Raw genomic sequence first — 20,390 nt, 5'->3', positions numbered from 1 at the left:
GGGCTGGTTCACTTCGCGTCGGCGTAGCACTCCACGATCGCCGTGGTGAACGGAAACCGCACCGGCGTTTCCCCGAAGGCGATCCGCCCGGCCAGGTCACCGGCCGCGCGGATCGCCTCCGCGACTGTCTCCGCCTCCTCGGCAGGGCAGTGCACGATCACCTCGTCGTGCTGGAAGAAGACCAGCTCCGCCCGGAGCCCGGCGGCGTGCAGCGACTGCCGCAGCGCGGCCATCATCAGCAGCGCCCAGTCGGCGGCGCTGCCCTGGACCACGAAGTTCCGCGTGAAGCGGCCGCGTGCGCGGGCGTTCGTCGAGGCGTACCCCGGGGTGAACTCCCGGTCTCTCGCGCCAGTTTCTTCCTCCTCTTTTGCGTCTGTTCCGCCGTCCTGCGGAATCCCCGCCTCGCCTTCGTCGCCCGAGCCGACCGCAGGCGGGCAGGTCCGCCCCAGCCAGGTCCGTACGAGCCGCTGCTCCTCGCCCGCGCGCGCCGCGTCGTCGACATACGCGACGGCACGCGGGAAGCGTCTTCGCAGCGCGGCCAGGTTTTTCAGGCCGTCGCCGGACGTCTGCCCGTACACCGCGCCCAGCACGGCGAGCTTCGCCATGTCGCGGTCACCGGCGAACGCCCGGTCGGAGACCGCCTTGTAGAGGTCGCCGGGCTGGCCCGCCACGTCCATCAGACCGGGGTCGCGCGAGATCGCCGCCAGTACGCGCGGCTCCATCTGGTCCGCGTCGGCGACCACGAGCCGCCAGCCTTCGTCCGCGATCACCGCACGCCGGATCACTTTCGGGATCTGGAGCGCGCCGCCGCCATTGGTCACCCAGCGCCCGGTGATGGTGCCGCCCGGCAGGTACTGGGGTCTGAAACGGCCCTCGCGCACCCAGTCCTGGAGCCAGCCCCAGCCGTGGGCCGTATAGATCCGGTACAGCTTCTTGTACGCGATGAGCGGAGCCACTGCCGGGTGGTCGACCTCCTCAAGCTCCCAGCGGCGCGTCGATTTCACCTTGATCCCGGCCTGCCCGAAAGCCTTGATCACATCTGTGGGCAGCTCCGGGCGGACGCGCCGCCCGAACGCCGCCGACACCTCGTCCGTCAGCTCCGCCAGGCGTCGCGGCTCGCCCCCGCCCGCGTACCGTTCGCCGAGCAACTCCGCCAGGAGCATCCGGTGCACGTCCGCCCGCCACGGCAGCCCTACCCCGTTCATCTCGGCGGCCACCAGCATTCCCGCCGACTCGGCGGCGGTCAGCAGCCGCATCCGGTCGGGGTGCTCGGCGGCGTCGTGCCGGCGCTGCTGGTCGGCGTACACCTCAAGGAGCGCGTCGAAAGGAACCGGCACCGGCTGCGGTTCGAACAGCGACGACTGTGATCCGGGCTCGGCGGCGCGCTGTGGCGGATCGGGCGGTACAGGCAGGTCGTGCAGCCGGGCCCAGGCCGCGGCGGCCGAATGCGGCTCACCGTGCCGGCCCTCGTGACCGAGCAGCAGTGACTCCGCGTCCTCGATGTCGTAGCACCGTGCGACGCGGACGCCGGCGGCGAGCAGCCGCGGGTAGATCTCGGCGGTGGAACGCCATACCCAGCGGCCGACGCCGGGCCTGGCCGCGACCGCCGCCGCGAGGTCGGCCTCTTCGCGCACGCCGGCAGCCGGCCGCCCGTCCCGCCCCAGCGGCACGAGCAGCGCTCCACCGCCGTCGGTCGGTGCGACGGCCCAGCGATCGCTCATGGGTGCGAGTCTGGCACCCACCACTGACAGTGGCGTTCGCGACAACGGTGCGGGTTGCCTGCGGCGTTTGTTCCCTTACCCGCCCCTTCCCGAAACTGGGGCTCCGCCCCAGACCCCGGTCCTCAATCGCCGGACGGCTGAAAAATCAGCCCGTCCGGCGTTTGAGGACACGCACGGACGGCGGCCCGGGCGTCTGGGGGCCTGCCCCCAGTTTCGGAAAAGGGTGGGGAGGGGAAAGCGCCGCAGGCACCCGCGCCCGCACGCACCTGCCCCCGCGCCCCCCACCCATCGCGCCCACTCGCCGCCCCGAGCGCAGCTCACCGCCCCCGAGGGCAACTCACCACCCCCGCGACCACCGCCACAACCCCGCAGCACCCTGCCGCCACCCCCACCGTCCCCCACGGCACCGCGAAAGCGACCGGTGCCGAGAGTGTGGCCAGGGCTGTGCCCAGGGCTGCCAGGCTCAGTGCCGAGACCGCCATTCCCAGCACCGCTCCGATCCCCACCGCGAACAGCGACTCACCGGCCACCACCCCCAGCACCTGCATCCGCGTGGCCCCGGTCATGCGCAGGGCGGCCAGCTCCGCCGAGCGTGCCGAGTTGGCCATCAGGAGCGTGTTGGCGAGGGCGATCGCCGTGTAGACGAGCGCGATGCCGAGCACCAGCCACAGCCCGTGCCGCGTCTTCGAGCTGGTGCGGGGGTGGTTGGCGGCGAGCCAGTCCTCGACGGTCGCCACCTCCCCACCGGTCGAGGCACGCAGGGCCGACGCGACGGCCGCCTTCTCCGCCCCCTCCTCCACCTGTACGTCGATACGGTCGACCGGCGCCGAAGGCGCATTCGCGGCCGTGACGTACGCACCGTTGTCGCCCGTCCCGATCGCCAGCACCGCCACGATCCGCAGCGCCACCTTGCGCCCGTCGCCGAGCCAGACGTCGACGCCCTGGCCCACCTCGTGGCGCTCCCACTCCTCGTTCACGATGATCGAACGGTCGTCGAGGTCGCGCACATTGCCCGCGACGACCGGCAGCCGGGCGACCTTCGCCAGCGCGGCCGGATCGGTCACCGCGCGGGCGTCGCTGCGGATGACGGCGGTGCGTTGTTCCTCCCGTACGTAAACGGCCGTGGAGGCGGACGGCGAGAGCGCAGCGACGCCTGCCACGTCCCCCGCAGCTCCCAAATCCTCCCCGGTCACCACAAGTTCCGCAGCAGTGTGCTCCCGCGCCTCCGCCGCCTTCGCCGCCGTGATCGTCTCGGCGGACCCGAGCAGCGAACCGGCGAGCGCGACCGTGACCAGTACGGGCGCGGCAATGGCGGCGGTACGGCGCAGCGAGGCGGCCGTGTTCTCGCGGACCAGCATGCCGGTCGCCCCGGGCAGCCGCACGGCGCGCGCCACCGGCCGTACGAGCAGGGGTGCGAGCAGCGCCACGGCGGTGATCAGGACCATCGGCCGGCTCGTGTACGTCTTGCGCTTGAGCAGCTCCGAGGGGTCGGTGGCAAGTGCCCAGGCCAGCAGCCCGGCCCCGCCCAGCAGCAGGCCGTACCCCAGCAGCCGCCGCCCCAACGGCATCGTGCCGCTGTCGACGGACGACTCGCGCAGCGCCTCGACGGGGCTGATCCGCCCCGCCCGCCGCGACGCCGCCCACGCCCCGGCCAGCGCGACCAGCAGCCCCGTCCAGAACGCGGCGTGCAGCGGCCAGGTGTCGTCACCGATGGCGAACCACTCGGGCGCGAGCCCGCCCTCCACCATGACCCGCGCGAGCCGGGGCGCACCCCACGTGCCCATCAGGCAGCCGGCCGCAGCGGCGAGGGCGCCCACGACGGTGGCCTCGGCCAGCAGGAGCCGCCGCAACTGGCCGGGCGTGGCGCCCGCCGTACGCAACAGCCCGAACTCCCGCCTGCGCACCGCCACCGCGAAGGCGAAGGTCGACGCGACGACGAAGACCGAGACGAAGGTGGTGACCCCGCCGGCGGTGCCGAGTACGGAGTTCACGACCACGAGGGCTTCGGCGTCCCGCGCAGGCCCGGGGTCGGCGAGCCGCCGGTCGATCCCGGTGAGCACGCGGGCGCGGTCACCGACGACAGCGCGCACCTCGTCGACGGGGGCGTCGACACCGACGGCATCCACGCCCCCGGCATCCGCACCGCGGCCCGCCCCGGCGCCTGAGCCCGCCCCGGCGGCCGAGCCGGGATCGCGGTCCTCGGCAGCGACCTCCTTCAGCACAACAGGCCCCAGCGACCGCAGCTCGCGCAGCAGCTTCGCGTCCACCAGGTGTGGATGCGCGAGCTTCTTCGACACGTGGCCCGTGTTCGGCCCCCGCTCGACCTCAACCGTCAGTGTGTCCGTACCCATCACGACCACCGGCGACGACGCGAACCGCTCAGGCACGCGCTCCGGCGCATCGAACGTCGCGGCGACGCCGAGGCCCATGATCGCGATCAGGCCCACGCCGATCGCGAGCGCCACGAAGCTTCCGACGAAGGTGGCCCAGCGGGTCCGCAGCGTACTCAGGGCGACCATCAGCACGGCGTACGCTCCAGACCCGTCATCCGCGCCGCGACCTGCTCGGCGGTGGGGGAGACCAGTTCGTCCGCGACCCGGCCGTCGACCAGGAAGACCACCCGGTCCGCGTACGAAGCCGTCACCGGGTCGTGCGTCACCATCACGATCGTCTGGTCCTCCGCGTCCACCAGCTCCCGCAGCATCACCAGCACCTCGCGGCTCGTCGTGGAGTCCAGCGCGCCCGTCGGCTCGTCCGCGAACAGCACGGCGGGCCGCGTGATCAGCGCCCGCGCGATCGCCACCCGCTGCTGCTGCCCGCCCGACATCTCGGTCGGCCGGTGCCGGGCCCGGTCGCCGAGCCCGACTCGCTCAAGGGCGGCGCGTACGTCGGTACGGGACGGGCGCCGGCCGGCGAGCCGCAGTGGCAGAGAGACGTTCTGGGCGGCGGTCAGCGACGGCAGCAGGTTGAACGCCTGGAAGACGAAGCCGATCCGGTCCCGCCGCAGCAGCGTCCGCCTGCGCTCGCTGAGGCCGCCGAGCTCCGTGCCGCCGACGGTGACCGTCCCCGAGGTCGGCCGGTCGAGCCCGGCCGCGCACTGGAGCAGCGTCGACTTGCCGGAACCCGAGGGGCCCATCACGGCCGTGAAGGTGCCCGTACCGAAGTCGATGTCGACCCCGTCGAGGGCGTTGACCTCGCGGTATGTCCTGCGGAGTGCGGTGAGCCGCACGGCGGGTGTGGTCATGCGTCCAGACTTCCGGCCCGGCGCCGCCCGGACACGACCGCTGAGCCGAGTCTTGGGGGTATGCCTGGCCCTACCTTCCGGGCCCGCCCCCCATTCGTGGTCCCCTGCCGAAGCTGGGACCATCGCAGGTGGCAGGTGGCAGGTGGCAGGTGGCAGGTGGCAGGTGGCAGGTGGCGGGTGGTGTGCGGTCGCGGCCGCGGTTGCGTGAGGAGGCATTCCGGTGGAACCGGTGGAACAGGTCGAGAAGGCGGTCGCAGCGGCGGTGTACGCCGAGGGCGACGCGGGCCTGGACCTCGGCGCCTCGCTCCTCGCCGCCGCACCGTGGCCCGAAGCGGGCCGCGAACTGCTCCGCCGGGGCGAGGAGTTCGTACGCCGCGCCTGGGAGCGCGGCTGGCAGCCCGCCGATGTGGCCCGCATGGTCCGCCGCGAGCTCGACGACCGTCACGTCCGCCTGGCCGCCGACCTGATCGCGGCGGAGAACCGGCGGTACGCGCGAGCACGACTGGCGCCGCGCTGGGAGGCCCAGCTCCGCGACCTGGAGGCGACCGAGGCCTGGTGGGGCAGCGACGAGGCGTACGCCGACGCGCTCGCCGGGCGCGAGAAGGCGGACCGCTTCTCGCTGGCGACGGTGCTCCTCGAACTCTTCCGCCTCCTGATCCGCCTCCCCGCGATCGAGCCGGTCGGCCCGCCCCCGGGCGAGCCCATGCACGTCACCGCGCCTTCCGCCGGTGACCACGGCGAGCCGCGCATGCTCACCCGCATCCGCGCCCTGCTGGCCAAGGCCGAGGCGACCGACTACCCGCAGGAGGCGGAGGCACTCACCGGCAAGGCGCAGGAGCTGATGGCGCGGCACAGCATCGACGAGGCGCTCCTGGCCGCGCGGGGGCACACCGGCGATACGCCGACCGCGTGCCGGATCGGTGTGGACGCGCCGTACGAGACGGCGAAGGCGATCCTCCTGGACGCCGCAGCCTCCGCGAACCGCTGCCGTGCCGTGTGGAACAGCAGCTTCGGCTTCTCCACGGTCGTCGGCTTCGAACCGGACCTCGAATCCGTCGAGTTGCTCTATACGTCGCTGCTGGTGCAGGGCACGTCGGCGATGACCCGTGCGGAGGCGGCCCAGCGTGCGGGCGGCCGTAAGCGGACCAAGGCGTTCCGTCAGGCGTTCCTGACGGCGTACGCGAGCCGCGTGGGCCACCGCCTGTCCGAAGCCACGGAACACGTCACGGCGGAAGAGGAGCAGACGGACGGCTCGCTGCTGCCGGTTCTGGCGGCGCGGGACGTGGCGGTGGAGGACCGTACCGAGCGGATGTTCCCGGAGACGACGTCGACGCGGGTGCGCGGGGTTACGGACCATGCGGGCTGGGAACACGGCACGGCCGCCGCGGACCGGGCGGACATGCCGAGGGCGCGACGCCCGATCCGCCCCGGAAACTGAGCGGCGGCACGGCGCACTGTCCAGTACGGTCGGCGGGGCCCGTAGCCGCACAACTCTGGAGTTCCAGTGCCTCCCGAATGCCGCCTCTACGAAATCCAACTCGGCGTCTACGCAACGCCGGAAGACGCACAGGCCCTCGCCGGAGGATGCGCCCGGCTCCTGGACAGCCGCGCGTGGCCGTACCGCCTGAGCGTCGCCGGACAGGGGCAGACGACCGAACCGGGCGGCACCCCACTCGCCGAGTTCTACGACGACCTCCCGGAGGAATGGCGGTACGGGCACGCGGGCGCCGATCCCGGCAACCGGGAGATCCATGAGATCCGGGTGGGCGTGCTGGTCTCACGGCAGCAGATGGACACCCTGCGCGACGAGCTGGCCCGAGTGGCCTGCCCGGACCCGGACCATGCCTCGCCGTGCCCCACGCCCTGGGCGTCGGGCTACACGGAAGCCGAAGGCGAGTACCTGGAACAGCGGTACGGCGACCTGCGCGAGTCCGTGAACTCGTAGGCCGCAAGGGTCAGGTCGCCAACCTGCCAGACAAGCCGCGGTGGCGATTGCTGCACTCATGTCCATGCCCACCAGGACAACCACCGCCACACCGCGCACCGCCGCCGCATCACCACGCTCCCCGCTCGTCGGATGGCTCGCCGTGGTCGCGGTGATGATGGGGATCTTCTCGATCGTCACCACCGAGATCCTCCCGATCGGCCTGCTGACGTCGGTCGGTTCGAGCTTCGCGATCTCGGACGGTACGGCGGGCCTGATGATGACCCTGCCGGGATTCCTGGCCGCGTTGTCCGCCCCACTGGTCACGGTTGCGACCGCGCGAATCGACCGCCGTCTGATGCTGTGCGCGTTCGCGCTCCTGCTGGTCCTGGCGAACTTCCTCGCGGCAACGGCCCCGAATTACTGGCTCATGCTGCTTTCCCGGGTGATGGTCGGAATCTCCATCGGCGGCTTCTGGTCGATCGGAGCGGGCCTCGCCGAACGCCTGGTGTCCGCGCAATCAGTCACCAAGGCCACAGCGGTGATCTTTGCTGCGGTTCCACTCCCTCCCGTCCAGGCAACCCGCCTGAGCGCTCTCCGGAACATGCTCGGAAACATCAACACCCGGTTCGCACTGCTGATGACTTTCCTCATCGTGATGGCCCACTTCGGCACGTACACCTATGTGACGCCATTCCTGGAGCAGATCACCCAGGTGAGCCCGGCCCGGATCACGATGTTCCTTCTCCTGTACGGAGCCGCCGGCATCGTCGGCAATTTCGTCGGAGGCGCGACGGTCAGGCTCCACCCGCGCACCACATTCGGCATTGCCGCGGCACTGATCGCCGGCGCCACGCTGCTGCTTCCCGTACTGGGCCGATGGGAGCCGGGCGCGATCGCGCTGCTGATCGTCTGGGGCAGCGCGTACGGCGCCGTACCGGTCGCATCCCAGACCTGGTTCTCCAAGGCGTCCCCCCGAGCGCCGGAGGCGGCTTCGGTCCTCTTCACCGCGTCGTTCCAGGTGACGATTTCCATCGGCGCGCTGGTGGGTGGTGCCGTACTGGACCGCACGTCTCTGGCGACGGTAATGACGCTCGGCGGAGCAACGGCGATCCTGATGGCCGTAACGGCCGGGATCCACTTCACACAGCGCCGCACCTGGCCCGAGTCCGCCTAGCCCTGGGAAGCGCTCAGTTCTGAGTTCGGGCCCGGCAACAACCTCAGGTGCTGCCGAGCCCGAACGCGGCTACGTCCCGTCGTCGCTACGGGCAGCTCGTGCGCGTGTCGCCCGAGTCCGTTGTGCAGGTGTCGTAGCCGGGGCCGCCGTGGGCCGCGTCGTTGCCGGAGATGTTGTCCACGGAGTTGAGACGGTCGTTGCCGTAGCCGCCGTTCAGCGTGTCGCTGCCGGGGCCGCCGTTGATCGTGTCGTCGCCGTAGTAGCCGGTCAGGGTGTCGTTTCCGAGTTCGCCGTTGAGCCTGTCGTGGCCGTTGCCGCCGTCGGCATTGTCGTTGCCGGAGCCGCCGTAGACGGTGTCGTTGCCGCCGCCGGCGGTGATGGTGTCACCGCCGCCGAGGGCGCAGATGACGTCGTTGCCGGCCGTACCGACGAGCTGGTCGACCGCGCTGGTGCCCGTGATCGTGCAGCCACGGGCGTTGTTCACGGTGGTGGTCGCGGTGGCGGTGTTGTTGGCCGGGGTGGGGTCGGACTCCAGGGCGTCGGCTGTGGCCGTGTCGGTGAGGGTTCCGGTGGCCCGGGGTTCGGCCACGACGGTCACCGTGGCGCTCGCTCCGGGGGCGAGGCTGCCCAGCGTGCAGGCGGCAGTGGTGGCTGTCGTGCTGCAGATGCCCTGGGTGGTCGCGGCCGACACGACCGAGGCGGCCGGTCCGCCGAGGGCGTCGTCCAGCGTGACACCGGTGGCCGTCGTGGTGGTGCTGGTGTTGGTCACCTGCACGGTGTACGACGCCTGGTCGCCGACGCTGACGGTGGCAGGCCCGGTCTTGGTGACCGAGACGTCCGCGGCCGGGGGCGGCGGTTCGCTGCCTTCGCCCTCGTAACGGGTCAGAGCGTGGTTGTCGCTGCCGTTGCCCGTGACGACGATCCTGCCGTCGGACTGGACCGCCACAGCGTGGGCCTCGTCCCAGAACGTTTCGAAGTCGGTGGTCACCTTGCCGTCGCCGCCGAAGCCGGTGTCCAGGCTTCCGTCGGTGTTGAAGCGCGCCACCGCGAAATCGGCGTTGGCCCCCCCGGCGGCGACGATCTTGCCGTCGTCCTGGAGCGCCATGTCGTACGCCACCGACCCGGAAGGTCCGAAGTCGGCGGTGACGCTGCCGTCGCCGCCGAAGCCGGTGTCCGGGCTTCCGTCGGAGTTGTAGCGCGTCACCGCGAAATCACCGCCGGAGTTCCCGGCGGCAACGATCTTGCCGTCGGACTGCACGGCCACCCCGCGAGCCGAATCCGCGGCGGTGGTGGCGGTGGTCACTCTGCCGCCGTCGCCGAAGCCCGTGTCCGGGCTGCCGTCGGGGTTGTAGCGAGCCAGCGCGAAATCGCCGGCGAAGTCCGGTGAGCTGAACCTGGCATGGCCTGCGGCGACGATCTTGCCGTCGTCCTGCAGCGCCACGTCGAAGGCCGCCGAGCCGCCGCCTTCGAAGGAGGTGATGACCCTGCCGCCGTCGCCGAAGCCGGTGTCGGGGCTGCCGTCCGGGGCGAAGCGGGCCACCACGAAATCGCTGCCGGAGTTCCCGGCGGCGACGATCCCGCCGTCGGGCTGCACCGCCACGGCGTTGCCGGTCGAGCTTCCGGCGGTCCCGAAGTCTGTGGTCATCCTGCCGCCGTTGCCGAAGCCTGTGTCCAGGCTGCCGTCGGCGTTGAAGCGAGTCATCGCGAACAAGGCCCTGGTGCCGTCGGGCGCGTCGCTGCGGCCGACCACGACGAACTTGCCGTCGTCCTGCCGCGCCACGGCCTGCGCCTCGTCGTTGGTGTCGCCGCCGATGTCGGCGGTCGCCACGCCCCCGTTGCCGAAGCCGGTGTCCTGGCTGCCGTTGGCGTTGTAGCGAGCCAGAGTGAAGTCGCCGGGGCCCTCGAACGCCCAGATGGTGCCGGCGGTGACGATCTTGCCGTCGGGCTGCAGAGCCACGTCCTGGCTGTCTTCCTGCGCGGCGAGGTCGCTCATGACCTTGCCGTCGCCGCCGAAGGTGGGATCGAGGTCGCCCGCGGCGGCTGCCGCGACTCCGGGCAGGGCCAGCACGAGCGCGAGGCCCGCGGTTGCCGCGACCCCTGCCCGGCGTGCCCGGCCGACGCGCAGACCGTGCAGGTGGTCTGCGGCTTTTCCGAACGCCGGTCTCAGACCAGAAATGGACATCGACATGGCCATGCGGTCCACTCGCCTCTCGTCATCGTGCAGCTCAGACAAGGGGCAGCATCCGGGCCGCCGTTGAAGGAAGGGGTCACGCCCGGGCCACGCTCCGCCCACTGGCCGCCGGGATCCACTCCCAGGAGTGATCATCGGGTTGAACGGCGATAGGCCGCGGCCCCCGTGAGGGAACCGCGGCCCAGGCATGTGCAAAGCCCGTACGCCTGTGTGCCCGTACGCCGGGCAGCAGGTCAGGAGGCAGGCAGCTTCGGGAAGTCCGTGGGAATCCCCTCCGGCAGCTTCTCGCCGGAGGACTTCTTGAAGGTGTCCTCGATCCCGCTGCCCCACTTCACCGTGATGGTGTTGCCGTCCGCACCCGGTGTGACAAGTCCGGTTGTACGATCGGCGTTCCCGTCGGCGCACTTGAGTTCCAGTGTCACCTCGTCCGCCTTGGCGACCTTGCCGGAGCAGACGTGCTCGCCCGCCACGGCAGCGTCCGAACCCTGGACGATCAGCGCGACGATCTTCCCATCGGTCGTCGCGATCCAGGACCCGGTGACATCGGCCACCGCGCCTTCGTCTCCGCCCGCCGACGGAGCGCCGGCGCCCGTCTCCTTGCCCTTGTCGCCCTCGACGTTGTCCTTGCTCTCGCTGCTGCAACCGGTCAGCGCGAGGGCGGCCGCAATGGCGGCAGCGGCGGCGGTGTTACGTACGTGCTTGCGCACTCCGGACTCCCCAGTTTTGGTAGGTCAGAACGCGCCAAACTACCAGGAGGACTTTCGAATTCCGGGCAGGAATCCGGCGTGCGCCTGCTCACGCATCCGCACGCGCGAGAGGCCGAACTTCCTGAGGTGGCCCCGGGGTCGGCCGTCCACGCTGTCCCGGTTGCGTACGCGCGTCGCACTCGCGTCGCGCGGCTGACGTCGCAACTCCTGTACCGCAACGTCCCGTTCGGCCTCGGACGTCCCCGGCCTGCGGATGATTTCCTTCAACTCCGCCCGCCGCACGGCGTACCGCTCGACGACCGACTTGCGGCGCTCATTGCGGGCGATCTTGCTCTTCTTTGCCATCAGGCCTTCACTCCCCGCGCACGGATCCGGGCAACGGCGGCCTCGACGCCGATCGTGTCGACGGTCTTGATCGCCCTGGCGCTGAGCGTGAGGCGGACATGGCGTCCTTCGCTCGCCAGCCAGTAGCGCTTGCGCTGGATGTTCGGGTCGAAGCGCCGGGACGTGCGCCGGTGCGAGTGGGAAATGTTGTTGCCGAAGCCCGGCTGGGCGCCGGTCAGCTGGCAGTGGGCGGACAAGGCCAATCACCTCTCTTTGATAATGGGAACCATTTCCATATACTAACCACATGGCACGCAACGAAGTCCGCCCGATCATCAAGCTCAGGTCCACGGCGGGGACCGGCTACACCTACGTGACCCGCAAGAACCGCCGTAACGACCCCGACCGCATGACGCTCCGCAAGTTCGACCCGGTCGTCCGCCGGCACGTCGACTTCCGCGAAGAGCGCTGATCACCAGCTCACCGGCCCAGCACCAGAAGTCAGAAGCCAGAAGGGGGCTCACTTCATGAAGCCCGGAATCCACCCGCCGTACGGTCCCGTCGTCTTCCGCGACACAGCCGGCGGCTTCGCCTTCCTCACCCGCTCCACCATGACCAGCGACAAGACGGTGGAGTGGGAGGACGGCCGTACGTACCCCGTCGTCGACGTCGAGATCTCCTCGAAGAGCCACCCCTTCTACACGGGGACGGCCCGCGTGCTGGACACCGCGGGACGCGTGGAGCGCTTCGAGCGCCGCTACGGAGCGAAGTAGTGGGCGAGAGGGGAGCCAAGCTGCCCGTCGTGATCGTCGGCGGGCTGCACTCCGACGCGCGCAAGGAGGTGGTCGACCGCCTGCTGCGCACCGTTCCCGGCAGTGTCGCGCTGCATCACGACCTGTCGACCGCGGCCGAAGGGACGGTACGCCGCAGTGTCCGCGACGCCCTGGGCGAGAGCTCGTCGGGCGAGGCGCCGCTGGTCAACGACTGCGCCTGCTGCGCGCTGCGCGAGGACCTCGTGCCCGAACTGGAGCGGCTGGCGGGCAGCAGCCTGACGCGGCTCGCGGTCGTGGAGCTGTGGGACTCGGTCGAGCCCAAGGCGATGGCCGAGGTCGTCGTCGCGCACGGCGGCGACGTACTGGACCTGACCGCCGTGATGACCGCGGTCGACCCCGCGCTGCTCCTGCCGTACCTCGGCTGCGGCGACGACCTCGCGGAGGCCGGACTCGCGGCGGCCGCCAGCGATCAGCGGACGGTCGCGGACACCTGGGCACGGCAGCTGGAGTACGCCCCGGTCCTGGCCATCGTCGAGAGCGAAGAGGCCGATGAGGCGGACGAGGCGCTGCTCGCGCAGTTGCATCCGACCGCCCGCCGCGTCCAGGCCGCGTCCGGCGACCTCGCGGAGGCCGCCTTCGCGGGCTTCGACGTCGAGGCTGCCGCGGCCCGCCAGCACCCGGCCTGCGCACTGCTCCCGCAGGAGGCGGACGAGTCGGGTGTCGGCACTTTGGTGTGGCACCGGCGCCGGCCCTTCCACCCGGAGCGGCTGTACGAGGCCCTGGAGGACCTGACGTGTGCGGCGGCCCGCAGCCGGGGCAGGTTCTGGCTCGCCGACCGCCCGGACACGCTGATGGCGTGGGATGCGGCGGGCGGGGCGCTGTGCGTGGAGAGCGCGGGGCCCTGGCTGGCCTCGCTGCCGGACGCCGCGTGGGACATGGTGCCGCCGATGCGCAGGGCGGCGGCCGCACTCGACTGGGACCCCGACCACGGGGACTGCTGCCAGCACCTGGTGTTCACTTCTCCGGGGCTTGACCGCGACGGGCTCGAAGAGCTCCTCGAATCCTGCTTGTTGACCGATGCCGAATACGCGGCAGGGCGCGATGCGTGGAAGCGCCTGCCGCCCGCTTTTGATTCTCTTCTGGAGGCCTGATGTCCCGCCCGTCCCGAGGTAATGACCCCCGCAAGCACCTGAAATCCCGGCCCAATCCGCTGGACCAGGCGAAGATTACGTACATTGACTACAAGGACACCGATCTGCTGCGGAAATTCATTTCGGACCGCGGGAAGATCCGCAGCCGGCGTGTGACAAGGGTCTCGGCGCAGCAGCAGCGCCAGCTGACCCGGGCCATCAAGAACGCCAGGGAGATGGCCCTTCTCCCCTACTCGTCGCGCTGATCCGGACTCCTGTAACCAAGAGGCCACCCCGCGTGCACGTGCATCTGCCCATGCATCAGCAAGTGAACAAAGCTATGATCCGGGGCAGTTGACATCTGCACTTTCCGGGAGCGACCTGTGCACCACGCGTACAACGGCATGGCGGCCACAGAGCTTCACGGGGTGGTCTGGCAGAAGAGCAGGCGCAGCAACTCGCAGGGGTCCTGCGTGGAGTTCGCCAAATTGCCGGGGGGGAATGTGGCAGTCCGTAATTCGCGCCACCCGGACGGTCCCGCTCTGGTCTACACGCCTGCGGAGATCGAGGCGATGCTGCTCGGCATCAAGGACGGGGAGTTCGACCACCTGACAGGTGGCTGAATCGTTTCGCCTCAAGTCGGGAGCAGGGCCGACCGCTACTGCTGCTCGGACGCTCTCAGGCGGAAGAGTGCCCAGACCACCTTGCCGCTCAGCGTGCCCGCGAGCGGGTGCCAGCCCCAGCTGTCGCTGAAGGAATCCACCAGAAACAGGCCACGGCCCGACTCGGCGGAGAGGTCGTCGGCCTCACGCGCCATCGGGCTCTCGTGGCTGGGGTCGCGCACCGCGCACACCAGACGCGAGGTCCAGTGCATCAGGTGCAGCCGTACGGGCGGGTCCTGATCGCCCTCGCACGGGGTGTCCGCGGGGATGCGGTCTCCCCTGCTCGAACGAAGTTGAGAGCTTGGGGAAGCGTGCCGCAGGGCGTTGGTGACGAGCTCGGAGACGACCAGGGCCACGTCGTCGAAGTGCTCGCCGAGCTCCCACTTCGCCAGCGTCGACTTGGTGAACTGTCTTGCCCCGCCCACCGCTTCGTACCTGGGCGGCAGCGCGCAGGAGGCCGAGCTGGAGACCGCTGCGGGGTCGATGGGTGGCAGGCCCTGCCTTAACGGCTCGAGCACGGTCGATCCATTCGTCCCCATGCGAGGCACTCCCGGGATTCGCGGTCGTTGCGATACAGCGGTGGTGCGGCGTCAGCACGAAAGAGCATGCAGATGCAGGTGCGCGCGGACCATGGTTCCGAATGCGTACGGCAGATGCAAGGGCAGATGCACGTGCACGCGCCGGACCTGTCCGATCCCGTGCCGGTTCTTGCTCATTTCTTCCACCCACTACTTTCAGTGGCTGGCGAAGCCCTTGCCATTTCCGTAATCGAATGAGTACGGGGTGAAGCGTTTTGATGGCAGACTGCGGCTCTCGGGAACTTGGGGGAGGCACCCGCTACTGAACTTTCGGACTGGGGAGGGTCGGAGAAGTGACCGCAGGCGAGTCGAGCGGCTCCGTAGTGCGGCGCATCCTGTTGGGATCCCAGCTCAGACGTCTCCGTGAATCGCGAGGCATTACCCGCGAGGCGGCCGGCTACTCGATCCGAGCATCCGAATCGAAGATCAGCCGCATGGAGTTGGGACGGGTGAGCTTCAAGGCCAGGGACGTCGAGGATCTGCTGACGCTCTACGGCGTTACGGACGGAGCAGAGCGCGAGTCCCTGCTCAGTCTGGCGCGGGAGGCCAATGTGGCTGGCTGGTGGCACAGTTACGGCGATGTGCTGCCCGGCTGGTTCCAGACGTACATCGGTCTGGAAGGTGCCGCCTCACTGATCCGGATCTACGAAGTCCAGTTCGTGCACGGGCTGTTGCAGACGGAGAGCTACGCCCACGCGGTCGTCTCCCGCGGCATGCCGCAAGCGACCGCTGCCGAGGTCGACCGCAGGGTCGCGCTGCGCCTGGAGCGCCAGAAGGTCCTCGTGTCCGAGCGTGCGCCGCACTTCCACGCCGTACTGGACGAAGCCGCGCTGCGCCGCCCGTACGGCGACCGGGGCGTGATGCGGAGCCAGCTGCAGCACCTCATCGAGGTCTCGGAGCAGCCGAACATCACCCTTCAGGTGATGCCGTTCAGCTTCGGCGGCCACGCGGGCGAGAGTGGTGCCTTCACGATGCTGCAGTTCCCCGAGTCGGACCTCTCCGATCTGGTCTATCTGGAGCAGCTGACAAGTGCGCTCTATCTGGACAAGGCCGAAGAAGTCGCCCAGTACCGGCGGGTGATGGAACGGCTACAGAAGGACAGTCCGAGTCCGGCGGAGTCACGCGATGTCCTCCGCGGTCTACTCCAACTCACATAACCGGCCAGTAGGATGACGTTTTATCAGGAGTCTGCACCTGCACACCTTGCAGTAAGGGATCGCATGTCCTTCTTCACCGACCTGGCCCACCAGTACATCGACGGCGAGTGGCGGACCGGCAGCGGCTCGTGGGACATCATCGACTTCAACCCGTACAACGGGGAGAAGCTCGCCGCGATCACCGTGGCCTCGGTGGGTGAGGTCGACGAGGCATACCGGGCCGCGGAGCGCGCACAGCCCGCCTGGGCCGAGTCGAGCGCGTACCGCAGGAGAGACGTTCTCGAACGCGCCCTGCGGGTCACCCAGGACCGCGAGGACGAGATCGTCGAGGCCATCATCGACGAGCTCGGCGGTACGCGCCTGAAGGCGGTGTACGAGGTCCATCTCGCCAAGGAGTTCCTGCGCGAGGCGACGCGGATGGCGCTGCGTCCCGAGGGCCAGATCCTGCCGTCGCCGGTGGACGGCAAGGAGAACCGGGTCTACCGGCTGCCGGTCGGCGTGGTCGGGGTCATCAGCCCCTTCAACTTCCCCTTCCTGGTGACCCTCAAGTCGGTCGCTCCGGCGCTGGCCCTCGGCAACGCGGTCGTGATCAAGCCGAACCAGAACACTCCCGTCGTCGGCGGCGGCCTGATCGCCAAGATCTTCGAGGACGCGGGGCTGCCGGCCGGGCTGCTCAATGTGCTCGTGACGGACATCGCGGAGATCGGTGACGCGCTCATAGAGCACCCCGTCCCGAAGGTCATCTCCTTCGCGGGCTCCGACAAGGTCGGACGGCACGTCGCTGCCGTCACCGCGAGCCACTTCAAGCGCTCCGTGCTCGAACTGAGCGGCAACAGCGCGCTCGTGGTGCTGGACGACGCGGACATCGACTACGCCGTGGACGCCGCGGTTTTCAGTCGTTTCGTGTACCAGGGTCAGGTCTGCATGGCCGCCAACCGCATCCTGGTGGACCGGTCGGTCGAGGCGGAGTTCACGGAGAAGTTCGTCGCGAAGGTACGGTCCCTGGTCACCGGCGACCCGGCCGACCCCAAGACCCACATCGGCCCCGTCATCAACACCTTCCAGGCGGATGCCCTGACCACGCTGGTGGAACAGGCGCTCGCGGAGGGCGGGACAGCGCTCGTACGAGGGTCTACGCGCGGCAATCTGGTCGAGCCGACCGTACTGACCGGGCTGCCGGACGGCTCGCCGATCCTGGGGCAGGAGATCTTCGGGCCCGTCGCGCTGCTCATTCCCTTCGACGGGGAGGAGGAGGGCGTACGCATCGCCAACGACAGCGAGTACGGGCTCAGCGGGGCGGTCCACACCGCGAACGTGGAGCGGGGTGTGCGCTTCGCCAAGCGCATCGTGACCGGGATGATCCACGTCAACGACTCGACCGTCGCGGACGAGCCGCAGGTGGCCTTCGGGGGCGAGAAGTACTCGGGGATCGGGCGGCTGAACGGCGACTCGGCGGTGGAGGCGCTCACGACGCAGAAGTGGATTTCGGTGCAGCACGGACGGACCGAATTCCCCTTCTGACCGGCTGCCGATTGCGGACAGAACCTGACCGCAAGGGTTCGTAACGTGGTTCTTGTCAGGGCGGCGAGACACCTTACGGAAGAGGCGGACCCATGGTCGTACACGTGAACGCAGAGGCCCACGGCGACGAGCGCGGCGCGCTCCTGGCCTTCCTGGACGCCGAGCGGGGCGGCATCCGGCGCGCGCTGCTCGGCCTGACGGACGAGCAGGCGGCCACGAAGCCGAGCGCCAGCGAGCTCTCGCTCTCCGGGCTCCTCAAGCACGTCTCCGAGGCCGAGCAGAGCTGGCTGTCGCGGGCCAAGGGCGTCGAGCCGGAGACGCAGCGCGACGAGTCGAACTGGGACGAGAGCTTCCGGCTGGTCGGGGACGAGACGGTCGAGAGCCGGCTGGCGTACTGGGAGAAGGTGGCACGGCAGACCGAGGAGTTCATCCGGTCGGTGCCCAGCCTGGACGACACCTTCGCGCTGCCCGACGAGCCGTGGTTCCCCAAGGAGGATGTGTCGATGCGCTGGCTGCTGCTGCGGCTGATCACCGAGATGTCCCGGCACTCCGGCCATGCGGACATCATCCGCGAGACCTTGGACGGCAAGACCGCGTTCGAGCTGGTCGCCCTGGAGCGCGGCGAGAGCTGGGACTGATGGTCCGGGGCTGACCGCCTGACGGGTTCTGTTCTCGCCTCGCCGGATACTCTAGTCAAAATTGAGTAGAAGGAAATTGAGTAGAAGGAAGGGGTGCGGTGATGTCGGCGATCCGGCTGCTGGTCCTCGGTGCCGTCCGTCAGCACGGGCGGGCCCATGGCTATCAAGTGCGCAACGACCTGGAGTTCTGGGGCGCCCACGAGTGGTCCAACGCCAAGCCCGGGTCGATCTATCACGCACTGAAGCAGATGGCCAAGCAGGGGCTGCTGCTGGCCCACGAGGTGGCGCCGAGCACGGCCGGCGGGCCGCCGCGTACCGAGTACGAGCTCACGGAGAAGGGCGTCGAGGAGTACCTCGCGCTGCTCCGCGAGGCTCTGACGGCGTACGACCAGAAGATGGACGTGCTGTCGGCCGGCATCGGCTTCATCGTGGATCTGGAGCGGGCCGAGGCTGTCGAGCTGCTGAAGGAACGGGTGCGGGGGCTTCAGGAGTGGCGGGCGGCCGTCACCGAGTACTACACGCCGGAGGGCGGGCCCGAGTCGCTCGGGCACATCGGCGAAATCATGAACATGTGGGTCCACTCGGCGGATGCGGGGGCCGAGTGGACGCGCGGCCTCATCGCCCGGATCGAGGGCGGGGCGTACACCTTCTCGGGCGAGGGGGACCCCTTTGTGGGGGTGCTCGCGGAGGACCAGGAGAACCCGTACGCGACCGGGATTCCCGATGAGGGAGACCGTCACTAATCAAGCTTGACTAATGCGTGAGCCCGGCCTACCTTAGGGCGCCGTAGTCAAGTTTGACTACAGGGCTTGGAGGAGAGTGCATTGACTGACGCCGACGCGGTGATCGTCGTCGAGGGAGCACAGAAGAGGTACGGGGAGAAGCGGGCCCTGGACGGGCTCGACCTGGTGGTGGGGCGCGGCACGGTGCATGGCGTGCTCGGGCCCAACGGAGCGGGCAAGACCACGATCGTGCGCATCCTGGCCACGCTGCTGCGGCACGACGCGGGCCGCGTGGAGGTGGCCGGGTACGACGTACGGTCGCAGGCCGGCGAGGTGCGGCGGCGGATCGGGCTGCTGGGGCAGCACGCGGCGGTGGACGAGGAGCTCGGCGGGCGGCAGAACCTGGAGATGTTCGGCCGGCTGTACCACCTGGGGGCGCGCAGGGCGGGCGTACGGGCGGATGAGCTCCTTGAGCGGTTCGGGCTCGCGGACACCGGGCGCAAGGCGGTCAAGCAGTACAGCGGCGGGATGCGGCGGCGGCTCGACCTGGCGGCGTCGCTGATCACTGATCCGCAGGTGCTGTTCCTGGACGAGCCGACGACGGGGCTCGATCCGCGCGGGCGGGCGGAGGTTTGGGGCGCGGTGCGCTCGCTGGTCGGGGGAGGTACGACCGTACTGCTCACGACGCAGTATCTGGAGGAGGCCGACCAACTGGCGGACCGCATCACGGTGGTCGACCGGGGCAAGTCCATCGCGGAGGGCACGCCGGACCAGCTCAAGGGCAAGGTGGGCGGCGACCGGATCGATGTGGTGATGCACGATGTGCGCCAACTCGGCGCGGCAGCAGGTCTGTTGGGGCCCGGGGCCGAGACGGACGAGGACCGGCGGCTGATCAGCGCGCCGGTGACGGACCGGATGGCGGCGCTCACCGGGATCGTACGGGCGCTGGAGACGGCCGGGATCGAGGCGGAGGACATCGCACTGCGCAGGCCCACGCTGGACGAGGTGTTTCTGCACCTTACGAAGGAAACCGGCGGGACGGGAGCTTCCGGCGAGGCCGGCGAGGTCGGCGGGATCAAGGGGGTGGCGGCATGAGTGCGGCATGGGCGGTCACGGATTCCTGGACCATGACGCGGCGCGAACTCGCCCACTGGGGGCGGCAACCGGTGCAGGTCGTCGTCGGCCTGGTCTTCCCGGTGATGCTGCTGCTGATGTTCGGATTCCTGATCGGCGGCGGCAAGGGCGTCGCCGGGGAGTACGTCGAATTCCTGGTGCCGGGCGTGCTGGCGCTGACCATGGCCTTCGGTCTGGAAGCGACGATGCTCGCGGTCACCCAGGACCTGGGCAAAGGCGTCATCGACCGCTTCCGGTCCATGCCGATGGCGACGTCGGCGGTGCTGGTCGGGCGGTGCGTCGCGGACATGCTCCAGTCGGCGGTCAGCCTGCTCGCTCTGATCGGGGTCGGGTACGCCATCGGGTGGCGCTGGCACGGCAGCTTCATGGCGGCGCTGGGGGCGGTGGGGCTGCTGCTCCTGCTGAGGTTCGCGATGCTGTGGATCGGCATTCATCTGGCGCTGGTGGCGGGCAAACCGGAGCTGGTGCAGGCGGTCCAGATCCTGGTATGGCCGGTCGGTTTCCTCTCCAACGCCATCGCGATTCCGCAGAGCATGCCGGACTGGCTCGGCGTGATCGTCGAGTGGAACCCGATGTCGGCGACGGCGACGGCGGTGCGTGACCTCTTCGGCAACCCGGGTGCGGCGGGCGGATCGTGGGCGGCGGACCATGCGGAGCTGCTGGCGGTGGCGTGGCCCGTGGCGCTGGTCGCGGTGTTCTTCCCGCTGGCGGTACGGCGGTTCGGGCGGCTGAGCCACTGAAATCGGTCGGCTGAGAAGGGGAACCCGGAAGCGGTCTGCGGTGTACC

At 69.9% G+C, this 20,390-nt stretch carries 23 protein-coding genes; 15 read left to right on the top strand and 8 right to left on the bottom strand.

What is annotated here, in order from left to right:
* Positions 1 to 8: 8 nt before the first annotated feature.
* From J7I98_RS13480 to J7I98_RS13470, 3 genes are all read right to left on the bottom strand, one after another.
* A complete protein-coding gene (locus tag J7I98_RS13480; RefSeq protein ID WP_214920899.1) occupies positions 9 to 1,721 on the bottom strand; it encodes a bifunctional 3'-5' exonuclease/DNA polymerase in 1,713 nt (570 codons plus the stop codon).
* 317 nt (positions 1,722 to 2,038) lie between these two features.
* Positions 2,039 to 4,240, bottom strand: a complete 2,202-nt coding sequence (locus J7I98_RS13475; protein WP_214920898.1) for an FtsX-like permease family protein — start codon at positions 4,238 to 4,240, stop codon at positions 2,039 to 2,041.
* Entirely contained in the window at positions 4,240 to 4,965 is a 726-nt protein-coding gene (locus J7I98_RS13470) for an ABC transporter ATP-binding protein (protein ID WP_214920897.1), read from the bottom strand. Before J7I98_RS13470 ends, J7I98_RS13475 begins: the two co-directional genes overlap by 1 nt.
* A 220-nt stretch (positions 4,966 to 5,185) precedes the next feature.
* Here J7I98_RS13470 and J7I98_RS13465 point away from each other — a divergent pair, with 220 nt between their 5' ends.
* From J7I98_RS13465 to J7I98_RS13455, 3 genes are all read left to right on the top strand, one after another.
* Complete coding sequence (locus tag J7I98_RS13465; RefSeq protein WP_214920896.1) at positions 5,186 to 6,403, top strand: DUF2786 domain-containing protein; 1,218 nt, start codon at positions 5,186 to 5,188, stop codon at positions 6,401 to 6,403.
* 66 nt (positions 6,404 to 6,469) lie between these two features.
* Positions 6,470 to 6,910, top strand: a complete 441-nt coding sequence (locus J7I98_RS13460) for a hypothetical protein (protein ID WP_251020563.1) — start codon at positions 6,470 to 6,472, stop codon at positions 6,908 to 6,910.
* 64 nt (positions 6,911 to 6,974) lie between these two features.
* On the top strand, positions 6,975 to 8,066 hold the full coding sequence (locus tag J7I98_RS13455; RefSeq protein WP_214920895.1) for an MFS transporter: 1,092 nt from the start codon (positions 6,975 to 6,977) through the stop codon (positions 8,064 to 8,066).
* 85 nt (positions 8,067 to 8,151) lie between these two features.
* Here J7I98_RS13455 and J7I98_RS13450 read toward each other — a convergent pair whose 3' ends face one another.
* The 4 genes from J7I98_RS13450 to rpmB all read right to left on the bottom strand — a co-directional run bounded on the left by J7I98_RS13450 (position 8,152) and on the right by rpmB (position 11,545).
* Complete coding sequence (locus tag J7I98_RS13450; protein ID WP_214920894.1) at positions 8,152 to 10,248, bottom strand: DUF11 domain-containing protein; 2,097 nt, start codon at positions 10,246 to 10,248, stop codon at positions 8,152 to 8,154.
* Positions 10,249 to 10,490: 242 nt separating this feature from the next.
* Positions 10,491 to 10,964 (bottom strand): hypothetical protein, encoded by a 474-nt coding sequence (locus J7I98_RS13445; protein WP_214920893.1) that lies wholly within the window; start codon positions 10,962 to 10,964, stop codon positions 10,491 to 10,493.
* A gap of 39 nt (positions 10,965 to 11,003) precedes the next feature.
* Positions 11,004 to 11,309 (bottom strand): 30S ribosomal protein S14, encoded by a 306-nt coding sequence (gene rpsN / locus J7I98_RS13440; RefSeq protein WP_214920892.1) that lies wholly within the window; start codon positions 11,307 to 11,309, stop codon positions 11,004 to 11,006.
* Positions 11,309 to 11,545 carry a 50S ribosomal protein L28 gene (gene rpmB, locus J7I98_RS13435; RefSeq protein WP_214920891.1) on the bottom strand — a complete coding sequence of 79 codons (237 nt, stop codon included), beginning with the start codon at positions 11,543 to 11,545 and terminating at the stop codon, positions 11,309 to 11,311. Before rpmB ends, rpsN begins: the two co-directional genes overlap by 1 nt.
* Positions 11,546 to 11,595: 50 nt before the next feature.
* Here rpmB and rpmG point away from each other — a divergent pair, with 50 nt between their 5' ends.
* The 5 genes from rpmG to J7I98_RS13410 all read left to right on the top strand — a co-directional run bounded on the left by rpmG (position 11,596) and on the right by J7I98_RS13410 (position 13,814).
* Positions 11,596 to 11,760: a 50S ribosomal protein L33 gene (gene rpmG, locus J7I98_RS13430; protein WP_138898864.1), complete on the top strand. Its 165-nt coding sequence runs from the start codon at positions 11,596 to 11,598 to the stop codon at positions 11,758 to 11,760.
* 55 nt (positions 11,761 to 11,815) lie between these two features.
* A complete protein-coding gene (locus J7I98_RS13425) occupies positions 11,816 to 12,061 on the top strand; it encodes a type B 50S ribosomal protein L31 (protein WP_214920890.1) in 246 nt (81 codons plus the stop codon).
* Positions 12,061 to 13,212 (top strand): GTP-binding protein, encoded by a 1,152-nt coding sequence (locus tag J7I98_RS13420; RefSeq protein ID WP_214920889.1) that lies wholly within the window; start codon positions 12,061 to 12,063, stop codon positions 13,210 to 13,212. Before J7I98_RS13425 ends, J7I98_RS13420 begins: the two co-directional genes overlap by 1 nt.
* On the top strand, positions 13,212 to 13,457 hold the full coding sequence (gene rpsR / locus J7I98_RS13415) for a 30S ribosomal protein S18 (RefSeq protein WP_214920888.1): 246 nt from the start codon (positions 13,212 to 13,214) through the stop codon (positions 13,455 to 13,457). The genes J7I98_RS13420 and rpsR overlap by 1 nt, the downstream gene beginning before the upstream one ends.
* 117 nt (positions 13,458 to 13,574) lie before the next feature.
* Entirely contained in the window at positions 13,575 to 13,814 is a 240-nt protein-coding gene (locus J7I98_RS13410; protein ID WP_214920887.1) for a DUF397 domain-containing protein, read from the top strand.
* Between the two features lie 35 nt (positions 13,815 to 13,849).
* On the opposite strand, the gene J7I98_RS13405 is transcribed toward J7I98_RS13410, so the two are convergent.
* The gene (locus J7I98_RS13405) at positions 13,850 to 14,392 is read right to left on the bottom strand and encodes an ATP-binding protein (RefSeq protein ID WP_214920886.1); all 543 of its coding nucleotides are present in this window, start codon (positions 14,390 to 14,392) and stop codon (positions 13,850 to 13,852) included.
* A 66-nt stretch (positions 14,393 to 14,458) separates the two neighbouring features.
* On the opposite strand from J7I98_RS13405, the gene J7I98_RS13400 reads away from it, so the two are divergent.
* The 7 genes from J7I98_RS13400 (at position 14,459) to J7I98_RS13370 (ending at position 20,343) form a co-directional block, all read left to right on the top strand.
* Complete coding sequence (locus tag J7I98_RS13400) at positions 14,459 to 14,629, top strand: hypothetical protein (protein ID WP_214920885.1); 171 nt, start codon at positions 14,459 to 14,461, stop codon at positions 14,627 to 14,629.
* Positions 14,630 to 14,724: 95 nt separating this feature from the next.
* Complete coding sequence (locus tag J7I98_RS13395; protein WP_214920884.1) at positions 14,725 to 15,588, top strand: helix-turn-helix transcriptional regulator; 864 nt, start codon at positions 14,725 to 14,727, stop codon at positions 15,586 to 15,588.
* Between the two features lie 63 nt (positions 15,589 to 15,651).
* On the top strand, positions 15,652 to 17,109 hold the full coding sequence (locus J7I98_RS13390; RefSeq protein ID WP_214920883.1) for an aldehyde dehydrogenase family protein: 1,458 nt from the start codon (positions 15,652 to 15,654) through the stop codon (positions 17,107 to 17,109).
* Between the two features lie 92 nt (positions 17,110 to 17,201).
* Entirely contained in the window at positions 17,202 to 17,747 is a 546-nt protein-coding gene (locus J7I98_RS13385) for a DinB family protein (protein ID WP_214920882.1), read from the top strand.
* Positions 17,748 to 17,848: 101 nt separating this feature from the next.
* Entirely contained in the window at positions 17,849 to 18,490 is a 642-nt protein-coding gene (locus J7I98_RS13380; protein ID WP_214920881.1) for a PadR family transcriptional regulator, read from the top strand.
* Between the two features lie 81 nt (positions 18,491 to 18,571).
* Entirely contained in the window at positions 18,572 to 19,564 is a 993-nt protein-coding gene (locus J7I98_RS13375; protein WP_214920880.1) for an ATP-binding cassette domain-containing protein, read from the top strand.
* Positions 19,561 to 20,343: an ABC transporter permease gene (locus tag J7I98_RS13370; protein ID WP_214920879.1), complete on the top strand. Its 783-nt coding sequence runs from the start codon at positions 19,561 to 19,563 to the stop codon at positions 20,341 to 20,343. Before J7I98_RS13375 ends, J7I98_RS13370 begins: the two co-directional genes overlap by 4 nt.
* The last annotated feature ends 47 nt before the right edge of the window (positions 20,344 to 20,390 follow it).

Origin of the sequence: Streptomyces sp. ISL-98 (assembly GCF_018614055.1) — a bacterium.
GTDB lineage: Bacteria > Actinomycetota > Actinomycetes > Streptomycetales > Streptomycetaceae > Streptomyces > Streptomyces spiramyceticus.
The sequence above is the reverse complement of the archived record's forward strand: the minus strand, read 5'-3'. Positions and strand labels throughout refer to the sequence as shown.

What these genes read in the sequence shown, in the direction of transcription:
- J7I98_RS13480 (WP_214920899.1), bottom strand. Translation starts at nt 1,721, where the DNA reads ATGAGCGATCGCTGGGCCGTCGCACCGACCGACGGCGGTGGAGCGCTG.
- J7I98_RS13475 (WP_214920898.1), bottom strand. Translation starts at nt 4,240, where the DNA reads ATGGTCGCCCTGAGTACGCTGCGGACCCGCTGGGCCACCTTCGTCGGA.
- J7I98_RS13470 (WP_214920897.1), bottom strand. Translation starts at nt 4,965, where the DNA reads ATGACCACACCCGCCGTGCGGCTCACCGCACTCCGCAGGACATACCGC.
- J7I98_RS13455 (WP_214920895.1), top strand. Translation starts at nt 6,975, where the DNA reads ATGCCCACCAGGACAACCACCGCCACACCGCGCACCGCCGCCGCATCA.
- J7I98_RS13450 (WP_214920894.1), bottom strand. Translation starts at nt 10,248, where the DNA reads ATGTCCATTTCTGGTCTGAGACCGGCGTTCGGAAAAGCCGCAGACCAC.
- rpsN (WP_214920892.1), bottom strand. Translation starts at nt 11,309, where the DNA reads ATGGCAAAGAAGAGCAAGATCGCCCGCAATGAGCGCCGCAAGTCGGTC.
- rpmG (WP_138898864.1), top strand. Translation starts at nt 11,596, where the DNA reads ATGGCACGCAACGAAGTCCGCCCGATCATCAAGCTCAGGTCCACGGCG.
- J7I98_RS13425 (WP_214920890.1), top strand. Translation starts at nt 11,816, where the DNA reads ATGAAGCCCGGAATCCACCCGCCGTACGGTCCCGTCGTCTTCCGCGAC.
- rpsR (WP_214920888.1), top strand. Translation starts at nt 13,212, where the DNA reads ATGTCCCGCCCGTCCCGAGGTAATGACCCCCGCAAGCACCTGAAATCC.
- J7I98_RS13405 (WP_214920886.1), bottom strand. Translation starts at nt 14,392, where the DNA reads ATGGGGACGAATGGATCGACCGTGCTCGAGCCGTTAAGGCAGGGCCTG.
- J7I98_RS13400 (WP_214920885.1), top strand. Translation starts at nt 14,459, where the DNA reads ATGCAGATGCAGGTGCGCGCGGACCATGGTTCCGAATGCGTACGGCAG.
- J7I98_RS13390 (WP_214920883.1), top strand. Translation starts at nt 15,652, where the DNA reads ATGTCCTTCTTCACCGACCTGGCCCACCAGTACATCGACGGCGAGTGG.
- J7I98_RS13385 (WP_214920882.1), top strand. Translation starts at nt 17,202, where the DNA reads ATGGTCGTACACGTGAACGCAGAGGCCCACGGCGACGAGCGCGGCGCG.
- J7I98_RS13380 (WP_214920881.1), top strand. Translation starts at nt 17,849, where the DNA reads ATGTCGGCGATCCGGCTGCTGGTCCTCGGTGCCGTCCGTCAGCACGGG.
- J7I98_RS13370 (WP_214920879.1), top strand. Translation starts at nt 19,561, where the DNA reads ATGAGTGCGGCATGGGCGGTCACGGATTCCTGGACCATGACGCGGCGC.